The organism is Algibacter sp. 2305UL17-15, assembly GCF_040720935.1.
Lineage (GTDB): Bacteria > Bacteroidota > Bacteroidia > Flavobacteriales > Flavobacteriaceae > Jejuia.
Map to the genome: position 1 here is coordinate 79,815 of NZ_JBFDAE010000008.1, position 18,526 is coordinate 98,340.

Consider the following 18,526-nt stretch of genomic DNA (forward strand, 5'->3'; position numbering starts at 1 on the left):
TTAAACTTATTTGTTAAATCCTTTACAAATTTATACGGATTATCATTCCATACAAGTAATGGCAAGGGAAAAACAGGGTTTTGTTGATAACTTATATCATTTGTTAATAAAGGAAGTGCATTTTAACGATTTTTTATGATATCAGCATTGATAGGGGTTCAGCGCATTTTTGCGCCATCATCAAATTGATATCCATTTAAAAGCGATTTTGTATCCATTAATTTCTTTCCGGGAAGCTTGATTTTTAAGATATTTATATAGCCTTCAGTAACTGAAACTTTTAGGGTTTTCTTTGTTGAAATAATTGTACCAACACTATTATTGTGAGATTCAATTTCTTTTTCAACGTCATATATTTTGATATCTAAAGTTTCTTCACCATTAATTAAGGTGCACCAAGCTGCCGGATAAGGCGCTAATCCACGAATATGATTGTATATATCCTCGATCGGTGAGTGCCAGTTAATTTTACAGTTTTCTTTATTTAATTTATAAGCGGTTTTAATAGCCTCACTTTCTATTTGAGACGATGTTGTTACATTACCACTTTTTATTAATTCGACAGTTTTTATTACCAAGTCGCTTCCCAATTGCATTAATTTATCGTGAAGACTTCCTGCATTTTCCTCTGGATGTATGTCAATTTCCTCTTGAAGAATCATCTCACCTGTATCAATTTTTTCGTCTATAAAAAATGTGGATACGCCAGTTTTGGTTTCACCATTTATAACCGCCCAATTTATAGGTGCAGCGCCACGGTAATTTGGTAGGAGCGAGGCATGTAAATTAAACGTACCATATTCTGGCATTTGCCAAACCACTTTTGGCAACATTCTAAAAGCAACTACTATTTGAAGATTAGCATTTAGAGCTTTTAATTCTTCAATAAAATCTTTGTTCTTTAAATTGGTAGGCTGTAAAATAGTTAAGCCTTCCTGTTTTGCATACTGTTTTACGGCGCTTTCGTTTAGTTTTCTTCCGCGACCGGCAGGTTTATCGGGAGCGGTTATCACACCTACTATATGGTATTGATGTTCTACCAATGCTTTTAAAGTTGCAACAGCAAAATCGGGAGTACCCATAAATACAATTCTTAAATTCCTCATAAATGGCTCAATTTGTATGTGTTTGTTTTTGTAATCGTTATAATATTATGCTCTAAAAGCAATCTTAAAACTTGCTTTGTTTGTACATCATTACAACCTATGGTTTGGGTAATATGTCTTGAAGATGTATCACCAGATTCTAAAAGTTGAATGATTCGTTTTTTGATGTCTTCTAAACTCAATTCAGTCTTTTTTGAATTTTTAGTGGTGCAAACCGAACACATTCCGCAAGGTGCTATGTCTTTTTCTCCAAAATAACTTAAAAGTTGCATGCTTTTGCAAAGGTCATCATTATTTATATAATCAATCACAGCACTTACCTGTTCTTCTTTAAGTTTATTTTGTTGGTTTATTATTGAAGCAATTCGGTTAATGGTTTTATCATCTTCCCGAGGTTCAATAAAGGTGATTTGAGCATCCGTTTTGGTATGATTCAAAGTGATGATGTCATCTATTGCCAATTGTTCTAATGTTTGAATGACAACATGTTCTGAAACCGAAGCTTTATCGGCCATTTTCCTCGTATTAATATCGGTTTGATGGTCGAAAATACCCCCATAACTTCTTAATATAGATTTTACAACTGTTTCAAAATCAGCATGTTTTTCTAAATAGTTGAATATGGAACTGTTTGATGCTATAAATTGTACTAAAACTTTATTTTTAAACTGATTTGATAAATTGATGATGCTGTTTCTATCCAAAACTTGCAACGCATTATAGCATAAAATGCCGTTAAAATCATAAGTTTTACAGAACCTATTAAAATCGAAATCATGTGTTGTGTATTCGCCTTCGCCGTAGGAAATTTGAAAATAATTACACAACTTCCGATATATTTGTTTCACACTTTTAACCGAAGGCAACACCTTTAAAAACTGATGCTTCACTAAAGCTTCATCACTTTTGTTTTTTAAAACAATGGCAAATGCCTTATCGCCGTTTCTGCCAACCCGACCAGCTTCTTGAAAGTAACTTTCTATACTTTCTGGCAAGTTTAAATGAATAACTGTTTTTACATCAGGTTTGTCAATCCCCATACCAAAGGCGTTGGTAGCAACCATTACTTGTTTTTGGTTGCGTATCCACGCATTCATGTTCTTGTCTTTCTCTGTGGCATCTAAGCCACCATGATAATAAGTAGATGAAATTCCTCTTGAGGTTAAATGAGAACTCACTTCTAAAGTAGATCTTCGGTTTCTAACATATATAATTGAAGACCCTTGATATTTTTTAAGAATAGTCTCCAGCCGATAATATTTATCTTCTTCATGCAACACCATATACCCAAGATTGGGTCTAAAAAACGATTGTCTAAAAATTTTTGGATTTATAAAATCGAGTTCTTTAACAATGTCGCCAACAATTTTAGGTTTTGCAGTTGCAGTTAATGCAATAACATTTGCAGTTGGTTGCAGCTGCCGTAATTTTACGATATTTTTGTAAGCAGGTCTAAAATCGTTGCCCCATTGCGAGATACAATGTGCTTCGTCAACAGCAATAAGGTTTACGTTCATTTGACGGATACGGTCTTGCACCAATTCTTGCTCAAGTCTTTCAGGGGAGAGGTACAAAAATTTATAATTCCCGTAAATGCAATTATCTAAAAGCGTATCTATTTCGCTCGAACGAATACCGCTAGTTAGTGCAATAGCCTTAATGCCTTTGTCATTCAAGTTTTGAACTTGGTTTTTCATAAGTGCAATTAGTGGGGAAATTACAATACAAATCCCTTCTTTTGCTAGCGCTGGAATTTGAAAACACAATGATTTTCCTCCGCCAGTAGGCAATAGGGCAAAGGTATCTTCACCTTCAATTGCGGCATTGATAATTTCTTCTTGTAACGGTCGAAACGAAGTAAATTTCCAATAACGCTCTAATATGTTTAACGGGTGTTGGGACATTCTAAATTAAAGTGTTTAAAATGAAATTGGTACGTGCTTCAATAGCTCCAAAAGGCACATCGATTGGTGTGTAATTGAAATCCGTATATGTCTTTAATAAATGGTTGTGAATGTCTTTTGCTTGGGAGAAACTTTCATAACGTTCAGTATCATTTTTATGGATAGCTTCCCATGGTTTTAAGATAAAAACCGTATCATAAACAGCATTTTTTGTGGTTTGGATAAAATGATCAGGATAAGGATCTCCTATATAATTCATATATGCCAAAACATCTGGAATGCCTCTGTCAAAAAAAACAATATCACTTTTTAAAGTTTCCGAAGTTTGAAATTGTTCTAACCGTCCTTTTAAAAGTAATTCACTAAATAATAATGGATTGGTTAAAAATAATTGGTCAATGCCTTCTTTTCGGGCATCTATAATTACCTGTCTCGATATTTCTTCAAAACAGGTATAATTTTTTCTTATTAATTCGTTAATGATAGTAGATTTCCCAGTTCCTGGGCCACCAGTAATTACAATTTTTTTGATATTTAAAATGATTTGAATTTAAATGTAAAAATCGGAATTTAACTGCTATAAAAAAAATGGAAAGTAAACCTTATATTTGCAGCTTAAAAATAGGTTATGAGCATACCTCCAAATCCAGATGAATTTTACAAAAAACTAAAAGCACAGTTATACGATACTGCGTTATGGCCTAGTGAGTATTTGTACAAGTTTATCGTTAAAACAGACACTACAAAAATTACTAAAGTAGAATCTCTTTTTGACAATATGGGTGCTGTAATACATACAGTTGCATCCAAAAACGCGAAATATACTAGTGTTTCCATTAATGTGATGATGAAAAATCCAGATGCTGTCATTGATAAATATAAAGAGGTAGCAGAAAAGATTGAAGGAGTTATTAGCCTTTAGTTTTTTTTCGTATTTTGCAGCATTGCAACTTCATAGAATTTAAATACCACACTTATAATTTTGATTGATAATTTAGAGTACAATACAGAGCGAGAGCATTTAATAATTCCAGAGTATGGACGTCATCTTCAAAAAATGATAAACCATGCTAAATCTAGGGAAACCAAGGAAGAGCGCGAAAAATTAGCCAAAGCCATTATATCTGTAATGGGTAATTTGCAACCACATTTGCGTGATGTTCCAGATTTTCAACATAAACTTTGGGATCAGTTGTTCATCATGGCCAACTTTGAATTGGATGTAGAATCGCCATACCCAATTCCGAATAAAGAAGAAATTTACGCACGTCCTGAAACTTTGGAATATCCCCAAAATCATCCAAAATATCGTTTTTACGGCAATAATATCAAAACAATGATAGATGTTGCAAATACATGGGAAGAAGGGGAACTAAAAGAAGCTTTGCTTTACACTATTGCAAACCACATGAAAAAATGTTTCTTAAACTGGAATAAAGATACCGTTGAAGATGCAGTAATCTTTAATCACTTATACGAACTCTCAGGTGGTAAAATAGATTTGAGAAATTCTAAAGAGGAATTATCAGATGCTACCAATTTAATGCGCACCAAAGGTAAATACAGCAGCAATTCCGGCAGCAAAAAGAAGAAAAGCAATTCTAACAATCGTCAAAGAAAACGTTACTAAGTTTACCTATGGGAACATTTAAAATTGAAGGAGGTCACCAGCTAAAAGGCAGCATTCAACCTCAAGGTGCTAAAAATGAAGCATTACAAATTTTATGCGCGGTATTGCTCACTCCAGAGAAAGTTACCATTAATAACATTCCAGATATTATTGATGTTAACAAGCTTATCAACTTATTAAAAAAATTGGGGGTTAAAGTTGAAAATCTTTCCAAAGGAACATATACATTTCAGGCAGATAACGTTAATTTAAAATATTTAGAATCCGATCAATTTAAAATTGATGGTCGAGGATTACGTGGATCTATCATGATTGTTGGTCCCTTATTAGCGCGTTTTGGTAAAGGATATATCCCGAAACCAGGTGGCGATAAAATTGGTCGTCGTAGATTGGATACACATTTTGAAGGACTTATTAAACTAGGTGCAAAATTTGGCTATAGTAAAGAAGAACAATTTTACGGTGTTGAAGCTAAAAAGCTAAAGGGCGCTTATATGTTATTGGAGGAAGCTTCGGTAACAGGTACTGCAAATATCGTGATGGCAGCTGTTTTGGCAGAAGGACAAACCACAATTTACAACGCAGCTTGCGAACCTTACTTACAGCAATTATGTAAAATGCTGAATAGAATGGGCGCAAAAATTAGTGGTGTTGGTTCTAATATGTTGATTATTGATGGTGTTGAAAGTTTAGGCGGAACAGACCACACGATGCTTCCTGATATGATTGAAATAGGAAGTTGGATTGGTCTCGCGGCAATGACTAAAAGTGAATTGACCATTAAAAATGTAAGTTGGGACGATTTAGGCGTAATTCCTAATGTGTTTAGAAAACTAGGGATTACTGTTGAAAAGCAAGGCGATGATATTCATATTCCAGCGCATACCAATGGTTACGAAATACAAAATTTTATTGATGGCTCTATTTTAACAATTTCCGATGCGCCGTGGCCTGGGTTTACACCAGATTTATTGAGTATTATTCTTGTGGTTGCCACACAAGCAAGAGGAAGTGTTTTGATACATCAAAAAATGTTCGAAAGTCGTTTGTTCTTCGTGGATAAATTGATAGACATGGGCGCAAAAATTATTCTTTGCGATCCACATCGTGCAACAGTTATTGGTCACGATTTTAAATCTACTTTAAAGGCAACAAAAATGACATCTCCTGATATTAGAGCTGGAGTTTCTTTATTAATTGCTGCCCTTTCTGCAAAAGGCACATCTACCATTCAAAATATAGAACAAATAGATCGCGGTTATGAGAATATAGATGAACGTTTAAAAGCTATTGGTGCGCATATTGAGCGGGTCTAGTTTTTGGGTTATTAAGTTCATGATAATTGGGTTATTAAGGCATTACGACAAAATAACCTAATAACCCAATAACTATTTAACCAGTAAGTTACTTAATTGGAATGTAAAATTCAGTTTTTAACTTTTCTTCAGCAACACGTTCTGGATTACTAATGTAGCGTTCTCTAACAGGTTCGTCGCGTAATTCAAAATCGGTAGTCGTTAACCAATCGTTGAACATATAGTTATACACCTGTTCAAAATTTTTATAAGACCCTTGGTATAAAAACATGGCAAATTTGCCGCCTTTTAAAGTTTTTACGCCAATATCCCCAACTGGTTTAGCATCTTTATGAATTATTAAACAGGCATCATATCTTATGTTTTTTTCGTCGGTAACTTTTGGGTCATCGTGCGGCAAACCAATATGTTGAATGCCTTTGGTAAATAATTTCTGCGCTTTTACTTGTCGCCATAACTTTTTCCAAGCACTTGCATAATCCAAGGTTTGGTATGCACCTTGCAGTCGGATGTACAAACATTTTTTGTCTTCAATTTCTAGGATTTTAGGTTTTTTAATGTTTAGTGTTGTTTTCATGATATTCGTTTTTTTGATGGTGAATGATTTATCTTTTCGGTATGCGCTGGGAGTAATCCCAAAATGAGTTTTAAAAGCTTTAGATAATGATGAAGGTGTTTCAAACCCAACGTTATAAGCAATAGCTTCAATAGTTAATTTTGAATAACGCAATAGTCTTGCAGCAGTTTCAATCCGTGTTCTGGAAATATATTTTCCAATGGGCTCGCCTAAAAGCGCTCTGCTGATCCTATGAAAATGAAAGGGCGAAAAACAGGAAAGTTCCGCCAATGTTTTTATGTCAATTTTACCATCCAAATGGTTATTGATGTATTCAATAATTACATTTAAGCGTTCGTTGTAAAATACGTTATTGGGTGGTTTTGCTTTCATGGCTTTGTAATGGTAAGGCAAATATAAAATGTCTATTTGATAGTTACTTTTCCAATCTTGCTGAAGTTGTTTTTTGTTTATCCCAAAGGAGGACATCTTTATAGGCTCAATTCGTGTTTGTTCGACCCTTTCAGGACCGTATTAATACTTGGCATATCTATATGTTTGAATCCTTCAGACTCTTTTTCTATTCCGTCCTTAAAAAAAAAATGTTCAATTTGAAATCTTACTTAACAACCTTTGTATTCTTCTAACTAACGCAGTTATTAATCCAAAGTTGATGCATCCATATTTGTCATTCCTGTGCCGGCGGGAATCTCTTTAATTATTCGTTCTAATTTATGCAAGCATTTTGTATTTTTACACGCCTTTAAAAATAAACGATGTCTATGCAAATTTCAAAAGAAACCATTTTTGAGCGTTTCAAAGCCATAAGTCAAAACACGTTAATATCACATTTGGGAATTGAGTTTGTAGATGTGAGCGACGATTTTGTAGTAGGTAGAATGTTGGTTACTTCTAAATTACACCAACCAGATGGCGTGTTACATGGAGGAGCTACTGTAGCTTTGGCTGAAACTATTGGTAGTTTTGCTTCATTGGTTTTAATGGATAGCGATAAAATGTTTGTTCGTGGCATCGAGATTTCAGCAAATCATATAAAAAGTGTTAGGGAAGGTTATGTATATGCAAAAGCGGTGTATCTGCACAAAGGTAGGACCACGCAATTGTTGGAAATACGGGTTACCGATGAGGAGGATAACCTTATTTCGCTTTGTAAGTTGACCACCATTGCGCTACCCAGAAAAAATTAAGAGCATTGGAGATTTTTTTTAACCGTTTAGAACAACAGCTTAAAAGCCAATTGCCCTTTGTTGTTTATAGAAAACCGAATACCATAAACGTAAAAACTATACTTCAAAAGGATGATGCCTTACACATTACAAAACATTTTGAAGAAAGTGGATTTGTATTTTCTCCATTTGATGATAGAAAGAATAGTGTTTTATTTCCTCTAGAAAGTTCTGAAGTTTTATCCATAGATGGTGTCGTGTCAAAAACAGTTGATATTTCTCGCAAGCCTATCATTTCTGCACAGGTAGGAACGCACAAAGCATCTAAGGAACACCACATCAACCTCGTAAAAAAAGGTGTTGAAGCTATAAAAAATGACCAATTCCTAAAAGTTGTAGTATCACGTCAAGAAGCCGTAACACTTCAGAATAAAAACCCCATTTCAATATTTAAAAACCTTTTAGCAAACTATGCTTCAGCATTTGTGTATTGTTGGTACCATCCAAAAGTGGGGTTGTGGTTGGGCGCAACGCCAGAAACATTACTGAAAATAGAAGGACGACAATTTTCCATTATGGCATTGGCGGGAACTCAGAATTACAACGGCACAAGAGAAGTAATTTGGAAAGACAAAGAATTGCAAGAACAACAATTTGTGACTGATTTTATTTTAGATAACATCAAATCGACAGTCGAAAATATAAAAGTTTCAGAACTAGAAACCGTTAAAGCTGGAAATTTGTTGCATTTAAGAACCCAAATAAAAGGCACACTCAATCTACAGACTTTAAAGTTTGAAGCCTTATTAAGAAGTCTGCATCCAACACCTGCGGTTTGTGGTTTACCTAAAGTGGCCGCAAAAGAATTTATCTTAAAAAATGAAGATTATAATCGTGAATTCTATACTGGGTTTTTAGGCGAGTTGAATTTTGAAACCGATTTAAAACCTAGAACTGGGAAACGTAATATTGAAAACAGAGCATACACTTTAAAAAGAAAATCGACACAACTTTACGTGAATTTGCGCTGTGTACAAATTAAGGATGATAAAGCTTTTATTTATGTTGGTGGTGGCATTACAGAAACGTCCGCCCCGGAAAGTGAGTGGGAGGAAACGGTTTCAAAATCTATGGTAATTAAAAAGGTGTTGTAATTAAAGTTGTTTGATTGCTATTTCTTAATTTAGCGTTTAGATTTTTTTAAAACTAAATGACATATCCTAAAATTCCGTTGGCACAAACCGTTATTCAGTTGTGCAAAGCGAAAAACATCAAGCATATTATTATCTCTCCTGGAAGCCGAAATGCACCATTAACCATTGGTTTTACCAACGATCCATTTTTTAAATGCTATAGTATTGTAGATGAGCGTTGTGCAGCCTTTTTTGCGCTGGGTATTGCACAACAAATAAAAGCCCCAACGGCAGTAGTTTGTACCTCTGGAAGTGCATTGTTAAATTACTATCCTGCTATTGCCGAAGCTTTTTACAGTGATATTCCATTGGTGGTTTTGTCGGCAGATAGACCAAAACATTTAATCGGTATTGGCGATGGACAAACCATCAACCAGAAAAACGTTTTTAAGAATCACATTTTATATTCAGCAAATTTAAAGCTGGATTTAAAGGATGAAAAAAATGTGCCACTTCATGAAGAGTTGCCTATCATGAAAAATATTGAAAATAAGTTAGAACGTTTTTTGGGACTGCAAAAAGGGATTCAAGATTATAACGAAGTTGAAATAAATACAGCTATTAATTTAGCGAAATTTAAAAATGGTCCTGTTCATATCAATATTCCTTTTGATGAACCTTTATATGAAACGGTTAGCGAGCTTTCTGTAACTCCCGAGGTGGTTGAATTCAACTTTAAAGATAATAATGGTATCGACAACCATATTTTAAGAGACTGTTACGAAGATTGGACTGCGGCTTCAAAAAAAATGATTTTAGTTGGGGCTAACCATCCCAATGAAATTGATAAAGCATTATTGAGTGAATTCTATAAAGATGAAAGTGTTATCGTATTTACCGAAACTACATCCAACTTACATAAGAAAAGCTTTTTCCCGAGCATCGATCAAATAATCGCGCCACTTTCAGAAGATGAACAAAAACAATTGCAACCAGATATTTTATTGACTTTTGGTGGTTTAATTGTTTCAAAAAAAATAAAGGCACTTTTACGTAAATACAAACCAAAAGAGCATTGGCATATTGATCAAAAGAAAGCAAACGATACGTTTTTCAGCTTAACAAAACATATTGAAACTTCGGCCCAACAATTTTTAGAGTCCTTTTTACCAATGATTTCCCATTATAAGAAAAGCGATTATAAAAGCATTTGGACTAAAGTAAAGCAAGACCGACTAAAGAAGCACGAACAGTATTTAAACGAAATTCCGTTTTGTGATTTTTCTGTTTTTGATACGGTTTTAAAATCAATTCCTAGTAATACAGTTTTGCAATTAGGAAACAGTTCTGCAATTCGTTACGCACAATTATTCACCATTAATAAAACGATAGAAGTGTATTGTAACCGGGGTACTAGTGGTATAGATGGCAGTACTTCAACAGCAATTGGATGTGCTGTAGCCAATGAAAAACAAACGACCTTTATAACCGGGGATTTAAGTTTCCTCTACGATAGCAATGCGCTTTGGAATAATTATATCCCAGATAACTTTAGAATTATAGTTGTGAACAATCAAGGTGGCGGCATTTTTAGAATTCTTCCTGGACATAAAAACACCGAGAATTTTGACACCTATTTTGAAACCAATCATCAATTAACTGCAGAACATTTATGCAAGATGTATAATTTTGAATATGTTTCTGCTTCCGAAAAAAACCAATTAACAGATCAATTAAGTTTATTTTTTGAAGATTCAGATACCCCAAAATTATTGGAAGTGTTTACACCTAAAAACCTGAATGACGAGATATTATTAGAATATTTTAAATTCATAAAACAGCGTTAATGTGACTTTACAAATGTTAACGTGTCTAAAAAATAGTTATCTTTAGAGATAGTAATTATTAACCTAAAAACACTTTTTATCATGAGTAAACGTGACGAGCTTATTGCAAAATATGCTGCAGATTTAAAAGACAAATGTGGCGTTAATGCCGACATGGATTTGTTAACTAAAGTTACCATTGGCTGCGGACCATCAATTTACAATGCTGATGCTGCAACGGTTTCTGGTTCAGATGCTTCTGAGTTGGATACAGTAAAAAACAACTTCTTAATTAAAAAATTAGGATTGAGCGATGGCGCTAAATTAGATGAAGGTATAGCTAAGGTAATGGAGCAATACGGACAATCTAACCGTAACAAATACAGAGCCGTAGTATATTATTTACTAACCAAACATTTTGGTAAAGAGTCTGTTTACTAGGAGAGAATCGATATCATATTCAAAAGCGTTACAATTTAGTAGCGCTTTTTTTATGCTTATTAATTTAGTAGTGAAAGCCTAATGTTATAACTTTGCAGACTATGGAATTAGGACAAATAAATACCCTTGAAATACTTCGAGAAACAGATCACGGCATGTATTTGGTTGATGATGATGATCATCAAGTATTACTCCCAAACAGATATGTACCAAAAGAATTCAAAATTTGGGACAAATTGGATGTTTTCGTTTATCTGGATAACGAAGAACGTTTGGTGGCATCAACAGATATGCCCTATATCAAAAAAGACGAATTTGCATTGTTAAGATGTAATCAGGTCACCGATTTTGGTGCTTTTTTAGATTGGGGAATGGTTAAGGAATTATTTTGTCCGTTTATGGAACAAGCCTTCAAAATGAAACCTGGCGGTTGGTATTTGGTGTATTGTTATCTGGACGAAAAAACCGAACGATTAGTGGCTTCAAGTAAGACCAATCGATTTTTAGATAACAGGGAATTAACCGTTAAAGAATTTGAAGAAGTCGATTTAATTGTGTCACATCCTTCAGATTTGGGTTGGAATGTTATCGTGAACAAAAAACATACTGGACTTATCTTTAAGGACAACATTTTTAAAGATATTAGTGTAGGGGATAAAATGAAGGGCATTGTTAAAAAGATTAGACCCGGAAATAAATTGGATATTGTTTTAGAGAAAATAGGTTATAGAAATATTGAGCCTAATTCTGAACGTATTTTACAAGAATTACAAGATAATAACGGATTTATAAATTTAACGGATAAATCTAACCCTGAGGCTATAAAAAACAAACTTCAAATGAGTAAAAAGAGCTTTAAAAAAGCCGTTGGAAGTTTATATAGGGAGCGCCAAATAGAAATAAAGCAAGATGGTATTTATTTAGTTGAAGACTTTTTAGATTAGACGATAGACGATAGACGGTAGAGGATAGACAATAGAGAATAGAGAATAGACGATAGAGAATAGAAAAAAAACGCTGAACCATTTGGTTCAGCGTTTTTTGGTTTTTCACGATTTATCATTCAGAAGTTTATTCATCATCCAACTTCCAAGTTCTTACCCAGTCATATTTGGTCGATCTATCATCTGCAGAGGCTGTTTCAAATATATTAGCAGCATCTATAGGATTCCATCCATAGGTTTCAATAGCCATAGTAATATGCCCTTCCAAATCAAAATCGGCAGGAGGGTTGGTAATGCTATGCGATAATTTACCGTCTAAGTAAAATAAAATTTCAGTTGGCGATTTCCACCAGCATCCATACACAAAAAATCTTGAGTGGTTGTCTTCGTCTAAAACCGTCTTACCAGGACTTTGTACAGATTCACTAACATCACAAGACTGCTTGTGTCTCCATGTATTAGAAGCATAGATATGATCATAATTTACGGCCCAAGGATCTTTTACAGGGTCGCCACTAAAACGTCCCACACATTCCTGAATATCCAATTCAAGTTTCCTTTGAGGGCCCGTATTGCAATTTTGTTTATAGGCAATCCAAAACGTAGATGACATCACAGTTTTATTGGCTTGCATTCTACATTCAAAATAGTGTCCTTGTTTTGCCTTAGCTTTTGATCGCACAATAGCACCGCCGTGGGTATAAGTATGTGTTCCTATGGTTTGTGGGGCGGCAAGTTTATCAACGGTTACAGTTAAATTGCCCCCGTTAACAGTTACATTATCAGGTTCAAATAAACCAGGTGCACGTCCAATCCAGCCAAAACCATCCGTTGCAGGGTCCCTGTGCCATTTCGCGTCATCAAAAGCTGTTTCAAATTCATCAGATAAATTTTCAACCTTAGTCCATTTTTTGCCAGTAGGAGTAGGGTTAATATCTATAAAATAAGGTAAACTTGCCGAGGGAGCATCTTTAGTAATAATGACATCAAAACTACATGAAGCCGTATTACCGGCTGCATCCCTAACTTCAAATGTATTGGTAGTAGTCCCAATAGGGAAAAATCTACCAGATTTTATACCAGCCGTCTGGGTGGTTACAGCACCTTCCAAGTTATCTGTTCCAATGGGATCTGTAAATGTAATTTCCTTACCACTTGAAAAAACATCAACAGTTTCATTGATATTGGCAGGACAACTAATAGTAGGGTTTACAGTATCTTTTTCTTCTTTCATTTCTTCATCACTACCTCCATCACTACTGCAGGCAGTTGCTAATAGGGCTAGTGATAAAAATAATAATTGTGCAATTTTCTTTTTTAGCATAATAACATTATTTAAGTTAATGTTGCAAAGTTATTTTTTTACGAATTGTTTGTGTCCGTCATATGTTCCAATAGAAACAACAAATGTTCCATTGTTGTCTCAAATTGCATTTCTGTCATTTGTTTAAGAAGTTAACTTATCAAATTCATTATTTTTGCAGCATGATATATCAAGATACCATAATAGCATTAGCAACGCCTTCAGGTGCTGGGGCAATTGCCGTTATTCGTTTGTCTGGAAACGAGGCTATTTCTATTGCAGAAAAGCAATTTAAATCTGTTTCTGGAAAGCTATTGGGGCAACAGAAAACCCATACCATTCATTTAGGGCATATAGTAGATGGCGCCATTACCATTGATGAGGTGTTGGTGTCTGTATTTAAAGACCCCAATTCTTATACAGGCGAAAACGTTGTTGAAATATCATGCCACGGTTCAAACTATATACAACAGGAGATTATTCAATTATTTCTTCGAGAAGGCTGTAGAATGGCAAATGCAGGGGAGTTTACTTTGCGGGCATTTTTGAATGGAAAACTGGATTTAAGTCAAGCCGAAGCTGTGGCAGATTTAATAGCGAGTGATAATGCAGCGTCCCATCAAATTGCAATGCAACAAATGCGTGGTAGGTTTTCTTCTGAAATTGCAAAATTGCGTGAAGAATTGTTGAATTTTGCATCATTAATTGAATTGGAACTGGATTTTGCTGAAGAAGATGTAGAGTTTGCAGATAGAAGTCAATTTAAAGAGTTAGTAGAGCGCATCACTTTTGTTTTAAAACGTTTAATAGATTCTTTTGCGGTTGGAAACGTAATAAAAAACGGAATTCCGGTGGCAATAGTAGGCGAGCCCAATGTTGGAAAATCAACCCTGTTAAATGCGCTTTTAAATGAAGAGCGCGCCATAGTTTCTGAAATTGCGGGAACAACAAGAGATACCATAGAAGATGAAATTTCTATTGGAGGAATTGGTTTTAGATTTATAGATACAGCAGGAATAAGAGAAACAAAAGATGTTGTGGAAAGTATTGGTATTAAGAGAACTTTTGAGAAAATAGAGCAGGCGCAGGTTGTAGTCTATATAAGCCCCCTAACCCCCGAAGGGGGAATTGCTCATGGTACTTTGATTGAAATTGAAAAAATAAAGAATAAATATCCTCTTAAAAACCTTATTGTAATATTTAATAAAATTGATAAGCTTTCAGAAAAGGAGATTGAAAATCTTAAATCTTCAATTGTCGATTTTCAGTCTTCAATCAAAAATATACTTTTTATTTCTGCCAAAACGGGTAGAGGCGTTGAAGCATTTAAAAGCACTTTGCTTGATTTTGTAAACACAGGTGCATTGAGAAATAATGACACTATTGTTACAAATTCCCGCCACTATGATGCCCTTTTAAAAGCTTTTGAAGAAATTGATAAAGTTAAACACGGACTAGAAACTGGACTCTCTGGCGATTTGTTAGCCATAGATATCCGTCAAGCTTTATATCACTTTGGAGAGATTACCGGTGAAATTACTAACGATGATTTGTTGGGGAATATTTTTGCTAATTTTTGTATCGGGAAGTAACAAAGGAAAACAAAAGAAGTTAATGTCAAATAAATTCAATAAAAACGGTGCGTAAGGCTATTTTATACAATTTACACTTTCCTTTGTATAACTATTTTTATTACTTTTACTACATCTAAAATACACCTCGTTTCTTTTTTTGACATATAAGGTGTAGTAAATACATCTCATATGCAAATTAGTCTAAAGAAGAAAAAATTAAGTAGCGGTAAATTTAGCTGGTACATTGAGTTTTATGATGGTTCTTATGTAGATAAGAACGGAACAATGAAACACAATAGAAGTTTTGAGTATCTAAAGCTCTACACACTTCAAGAACCGCAAACTGCTATTGATAAAAAGAAAGATAAGGAAACGGTTCAGTTAGCTAATCAGATTTTATCCATCAGGAAATCCGAATATTTTCAGGGCAAGCATAGCATTAAGAATGATAAGAAGTCTAAAACTAGATTTCTAGATTATTACAATGAGCTTAAAAATGAACGTAATGAGAGTAAGGGTAACTATGGTAATTGGGATGCAGCAGGAAAGCATTTAGAACGCTATTGTTCGCCAACATTGACTTTCGATAACGTTGATGATGAATTTGCTAAGGGTTTTAAGCGCTTTTTAGATTCTAAGAGTGTTACTAAAAGTGGAATTGCACTTTCGCAAAATTCTAAGTACACTTATTTTAATAAATTCAAAGCAGCATTACGTCAAGCCTTTGAGGATGGTTTTCTTTCAGATGACATTACTAAAAAGATAAAATCTTTTGACCAAGGCGAGTCTCAACGAGAATATTTAGTTCATTCTGAACTGCAAGCTTTAGCAAAAGCTGATTGTAAGTATCAAGTTTTAAAGAATGCCTTCATTTTTAGTTGTTTAAGTGGCTTACGTTGGAGCGACATAGACAAACTTAAATGGTCGGAAGTTCGGGATGAAGATACTGGTTGTCGTGTAATATTTCGTCAGAAGAAAACAGACGGTTTAGAATATCTTTACATTTCTGACCAAGCACGTTCTTTGTTAGGAGAACGAACTGGAGAAGCGAATAAGGTCTTTAAGGGATTAAAATATGGTGCTCACTTTAATGCCGAAATTTTAAGATGGTGTATGCGAGCAGGAATCACAAAGCATATTACTTTCCATAGTGCCAGACACACGAATGCCGTTTTACTTTTGGAGAACGGAGCAGATATTTATACGGTTTCAAAACGACTTGGACACAAAGAGATTAGAACCACGGAAATTTATACGAGAATAATTGATAGTAAGATGAAAGAAGCATCTGAATTAATACCAAATTTAACACTTTAAGTTATGAAATTAGTAAATGCATACGTTGAGTTAGCCTTAAAGGCCTCTTCTGAAACACAGAAAAACCCAGTACTTCAATACTCTATTTTATTGTGGTTAATATTTTTTATTGGCTGTTACTTTATAATTAGCTTTAATCAATCAATGGCTGTTTTTTCTATGACTTTTATACTTCCAATTGTAAATAGTTCTGTTTTTGCCATAAAGAGCATTGAAATCCGTAACAATCAAAAAGCCAATTTACCACATCGCTACTTGCTTCTTAATCAATCAAATTTAAAAACTTTAGTAAAAGATGTTGAAAGCGAGAAAATTTCTTTTGAATTTAAACCTAATTTAGAAGAGGAACTGATTAAAAGCAACCTAATTAATAATAAGGTCATAGCGCACAAAGCATTATCAATGTTTACTTACCCAAAAAATGAAATTTTGGAATCTTTTTTGAATCAAAATTTTGATAAATTGAACAAAGGTTCTATTCATTTTACTTTTACGACAGGAAGTGATTGTCTTAGAATTCTTTTTGCTTTAGTCAATACTGGATTAATTACTAAACTTCAACTAAAATCACTTTGTAGAAATAATATTTTTAAGTTTGATAGAGACCGTTCGAGTTACATTGAAGATAACGATATTGAAAAATACTGGAGTATATATATGAATAAAGTTAAATATGACCAGACTAGAAATAAAAAACTAAAATTATTATTAAAAGAATTTAAAATCACAAAAGACTATTTTTCAGAGTCTTAAGTAGCTCAATCTTCTCAAACATTTCAATGTTCTCAAACATTTAGTCAGTAGTTTTCCTTTGTTATAGGTTTGTTTTCAGATATCAAACAAAATCAGAAACAATTGCGCAATTGTTCATCATTAATTTAAAAAAATTAGGAAATGAACACACTACAATTAGATGAAAGACTCGATAGAATTGAAAAACTTTTAATTGCATCCAAGAGGGTGCTTTCGTTTGACGAAGCTTGTCAGTATTCAAATTATTCTTCCAGTTATATGTATAAGCTTACATCTGGGAAAATCGTACCTCACAGTAAGCCAAATGGAAAAGCTATTTTTTTCGATAGGGACAAGTTAGAAGCTTGGTTACTTCAAAATCCTCAAAAATCTATTGATGAAATTGAGCAAGAAGCGTTTGATTATTCTTTAAAAAATAGAAGATGAAAGCTTCTTATTTAAAGAAAAAAAATCAAGAAGAAGCCACACGGTTCATAAAAAAGCCTAATCATATTTTAACTGCTCGTTTTGCTCTATCGACGTTAGAGAAGAATATTATCTACACAGTTTTAGACCAACTTCAAAAGGTTATGTCTAAGGATTTGAATCAAAATTATAAAGAGCAAGAAGTTATTGTGGAGTTAAAGCTTTTAGATAAACATCGTAATTATCATCGTATCAAAAATGCTATAAAATCTTTAGGTTCAAAACAAGTTGAGTTCGAAATGAATATACCTAATGGTAATAGAGCTGATAAGATATTCGATTCGGCAACTTCATTGGTAAGTGGTTTAACCTACGAAAGAAATTCTGAATATATTTCTTTTTGGGTGCCATCGTCAGCTTGCAGGTTTTTCTGTTATATAGGTGGTGGTTACACAAGCTTTCAAAAAACAATAGCTATAAGTCTTACAACAAATCCTGCTAAGTGTATGTATGAGCTTTGTTGTAGATGGATTGATAAAGGTGGCTTTGAATGTACGATTGAAGAATTTAGGCTTTTAATGAATACAGGAGAAAAATATAAACAAATATCTCATTTAAGAACACGTTTTTTAGAAGACCCTAAACAAGAACTAAAAAAAAGAGCAGATGTCTACTTTAGTTTTAAGCTACATAAACGAGGAAGTACTTATTATTCAATAACCTTTAAATTCCATAGAAACACAGAAGTTAAAGATGAGTATAGAGGTATTGATAGCAAACAGTACATTTTTGTTTATAACTTCTTAAATCGCTTCTATTCAAATCAGATGGACACAAAGGCATTAGATTATTCTGAATCAATTGCTCAATCAGGTAAAATTGATAAAGCATACTCACGGTTTTTAAGATTAGATGATGATTATACTTCTGGCAAAAAAACTAAAGCTGATATCAAAAACTTATTGAACAAAATAATACTCAAAGAAGTTGGTGTTAAAGGAGTTGCAAAATCCAAAACACACTAAAAAAAAGATATGTGTGATTGAGACGCTGAACTTCGTCATTTTGTGTGATGAACTTCGTCAATTTGTGTGATAGCCATTTTAGAACTTCGTCATTTTGTGTGATTAA

Annotated in this window: 18 protein-coding genes; 13 read left to right on the forward strand and 5 right to left on the reverse strand. The window is 33.8% G+C overall.

Annotated features, from left to right (window positions below; translation table 11 throughout):
• Positions 1-158: 158 nt before the first annotated feature.
• Genes fmt through ABXQ82_RS10210 form a run of 3 tightly spaced genes read right to left on the reverse strand, consistent with a single transcriptional unit; the run spans position 159 to position 3,560 of the window.
• Positions 159-1,106: a methionyl-tRNA formyltransferase gene (fmt, locus tag ABXQ82_RS10200; RefSeq protein WP_367058725.1), complete on the reverse strand. Its 948-nt coding sequence runs from the start codon at positions 1,104-1,106 to the stop codon at positions 159-161.
• Positions 1,103-3,010 carry a RecQ family ATP-dependent DNA helicase gene (locus ABXQ82_RS10205; RefSeq protein WP_367058727.1) on the reverse strand — a complete coding sequence of 636 codons (1,908 nt, stop codon included), beginning with the start codon at positions 3,008-3,010 and terminating at the stop codon, positions 1,103-1,105. Before ABXQ82_RS10205 ends, fmt begins: the two co-directional genes overlap by 4 nt.
• A gap of 1 nt (position 3,011) precedes the next feature.
• Positions 3,012-3,560, reverse strand: coding sequence for an ATP-binding protein (locus ABXQ82_RS10210; RefSeq protein ID WP_367059094.1), 549 nt, complete (start codon positions 3,558-3,560; stop codon positions 3,012-3,014).
• A gap of 78 nt (positions 3,561-3,638) precedes the next feature.
• Between ABXQ82_RS10210 and ABXQ82_RS10215 the strand changes: the two genes are divergently transcribed.
• From ABXQ82_RS10215 to murA, 3 genes are read left to right on the forward strand one after another with little or no spacing between them, the layout of a single operon-like run.
• Positions 3,639-3,932, forward strand: coding sequence for a DUF493 domain-containing protein (locus tag ABXQ82_RS10215; RefSeq protein ID WP_367058729.1), 294 nt, complete (start codon positions 3,639-3,641; stop codon positions 3,930-3,932).
• A 60-nt stretch (positions 3,933-3,992) separates the two neighbouring features.
• On the forward strand, positions 3,993-4,640 hold the full coding sequence (locus ABXQ82_RS10220) for a DUF4290 domain-containing protein (RefSeq protein ID WP_367058732.1): 648 nt from the start codon (positions 3,993-3,995) through the stop codon (positions 4,638-4,640).
• 8 nt (positions 4,641-4,648) lie between these two features.
• Positions 4,649-5,956, forward strand: a complete 1,308-nt coding sequence (murA, locus tag ABXQ82_RS10225; RefSeq protein WP_367058734.1) for a UDP-N-acetylglucosamine 1-carboxyvinyltransferase — start codon at positions 4,649-4,651, stop codon at positions 5,954-5,956.
• 88 nt (positions 5,957-6,044) lie between these two features.
• Here the strand turns inward: murA and ABXQ82_RS10230 are convergent, their stop codons facing one another.
• Positions 6,045-6,905, reverse strand: coding sequence for an AraC family transcriptional regulator (locus ABXQ82_RS10230; protein ID WP_367058737.1), 861 nt, complete (start codon positions 6,903-6,905; stop codon positions 6,045-6,047).
• Between the two features lie 389 nt (positions 6,906-7,294).
• Between ABXQ82_RS10230 and ABXQ82_RS10235 the strand changes: the two genes are divergently transcribed.
• The 5 genes from ABXQ82_RS10235 (at position 7,295) to ABXQ82_RS10255 (ending at position 12,043) form a co-directional block, all read left to right on the forward strand.
• Entirely contained in the window at positions 7,295-7,720 is a 426-nt protein-coding gene (locus tag ABXQ82_RS10235) for a hotdog fold thioesterase (protein WP_367058740.1), read from the forward strand.
• 5 nt (positions 7,721-7,725) lie between these two features.
• Positions 7,726-8,853: a chorismate-binding protein gene (locus tag ABXQ82_RS10240; RefSeq protein ID WP_367058743.1), complete on the forward strand. Its 1,128-nt coding sequence runs from the start codon at positions 7,726-7,728 to the stop codon at positions 8,851-8,853.
• A gap of 56 nt (positions 8,854-8,909) precedes the next feature.
• The gene (locus tag ABXQ82_RS10245) at positions 8,910-10,679 is read left to right on the forward strand and encodes a thiamine pyrophosphate-binding protein (RefSeq protein ID WP_367058746.1); all 1,770 of its coding nucleotides are present in this window, start codon (positions 8,910-8,912) and stop codon (positions 10,677-10,679) included.
• 81 nt (positions 10,680-10,760) lie between these two features.
• A complete protein-coding gene (locus ABXQ82_RS10250; protein WP_367058749.1) occupies positions 10,761-11,099 on the forward strand; it encodes a DUF2853 family protein in 339 nt (112 codons plus the stop codon).
• A gap of 101 nt (positions 11,100-11,200) precedes the next feature.
• Complete coding sequence (locus tag ABXQ82_RS10255; RefSeq protein ID WP_367058752.1) at positions 11,201-12,043, forward strand: S1-like domain-containing RNA-binding protein; 843 nt, start codon at positions 11,201-11,203, stop codon at positions 12,041-12,043.
• A gap of 127 nt (positions 12,044-12,170) precedes the next feature.
• On the opposite strand, the gene ABXQ82_RS10260 is transcribed toward ABXQ82_RS10255, so the two are convergent.
• Positions 12,171-13,367 carry an HYR domain-containing protein gene (locus ABXQ82_RS10260; RefSeq protein ID WP_367058755.1) on the reverse strand — a complete coding sequence of 399 codons (1,197 nt, stop codon included), beginning with the start codon at positions 13,365-13,367 and terminating at the stop codon, positions 12,171-12,173.
• 161 nt (positions 13,368-13,528) lie between these two features.
• Between ABXQ82_RS10260 and mnmE the strand changes: the two genes are divergently transcribed.
• The 5 genes from mnmE to ABXQ82_RS10285 all read left to right on the forward strand — a co-directional run bounded on the left by mnmE (position 13,529) and on the right by ABXQ82_RS10285 (position 18,420).
• Positions 13,529-14,938 (forward strand): tRNA uridine-5-carboxymethylaminomethyl(34) synthesis GTPase MnmE, encoded by a 1,410-nt coding sequence (gene mnmE / locus ABXQ82_RS10265; RefSeq protein ID WP_367058758.1) that lies wholly within the window; start codon positions 13,529-13,531, stop codon positions 14,936-14,938.
• 171 nt (positions 14,939-15,109) lie between these two features.
• Positions 15,110-16,237 carry a site-specific integrase gene (locus tag ABXQ82_RS10270; RefSeq protein ID WP_367058761.1) on the forward strand — a complete coding sequence of 376 codons (1,128 nt, stop codon included), beginning with the start codon at positions 15,110-15,112 and terminating at the stop codon, positions 16,235-16,237.
• Positions 16,238-16,240: 3 nt separating this feature from the next.
• On the forward strand, positions 16,241-16,990 hold the full coding sequence (locus ABXQ82_RS10275; RefSeq protein ID WP_367058764.1) for a hypothetical protein: 750 nt from the start codon (positions 16,241-16,243) through the stop codon (positions 16,988-16,990).
• A gap of 141 nt (positions 16,991-17,131) precedes the next feature.
• On the forward strand, positions 17,132-17,416 hold the full coding sequence (locus ABXQ82_RS10280; RefSeq protein ID WP_367058767.1) for a helix-turn-helix domain-containing protein: 285 nt from the start codon (positions 17,132-17,134) through the stop codon (positions 17,414-17,416).
• A complete protein-coding gene (locus ABXQ82_RS10285) occupies positions 17,413-18,420 on the forward strand; it encodes a replication initiation protein (RefSeq protein WP_367058770.1) in 1,008 nt (335 codons plus the stop codon). Before ABXQ82_RS10280 ends, ABXQ82_RS10285 begins: the two co-directional genes overlap by 4 nt.
• Positions 18,421-18,526: the final 106 nt, after the last annotated feature.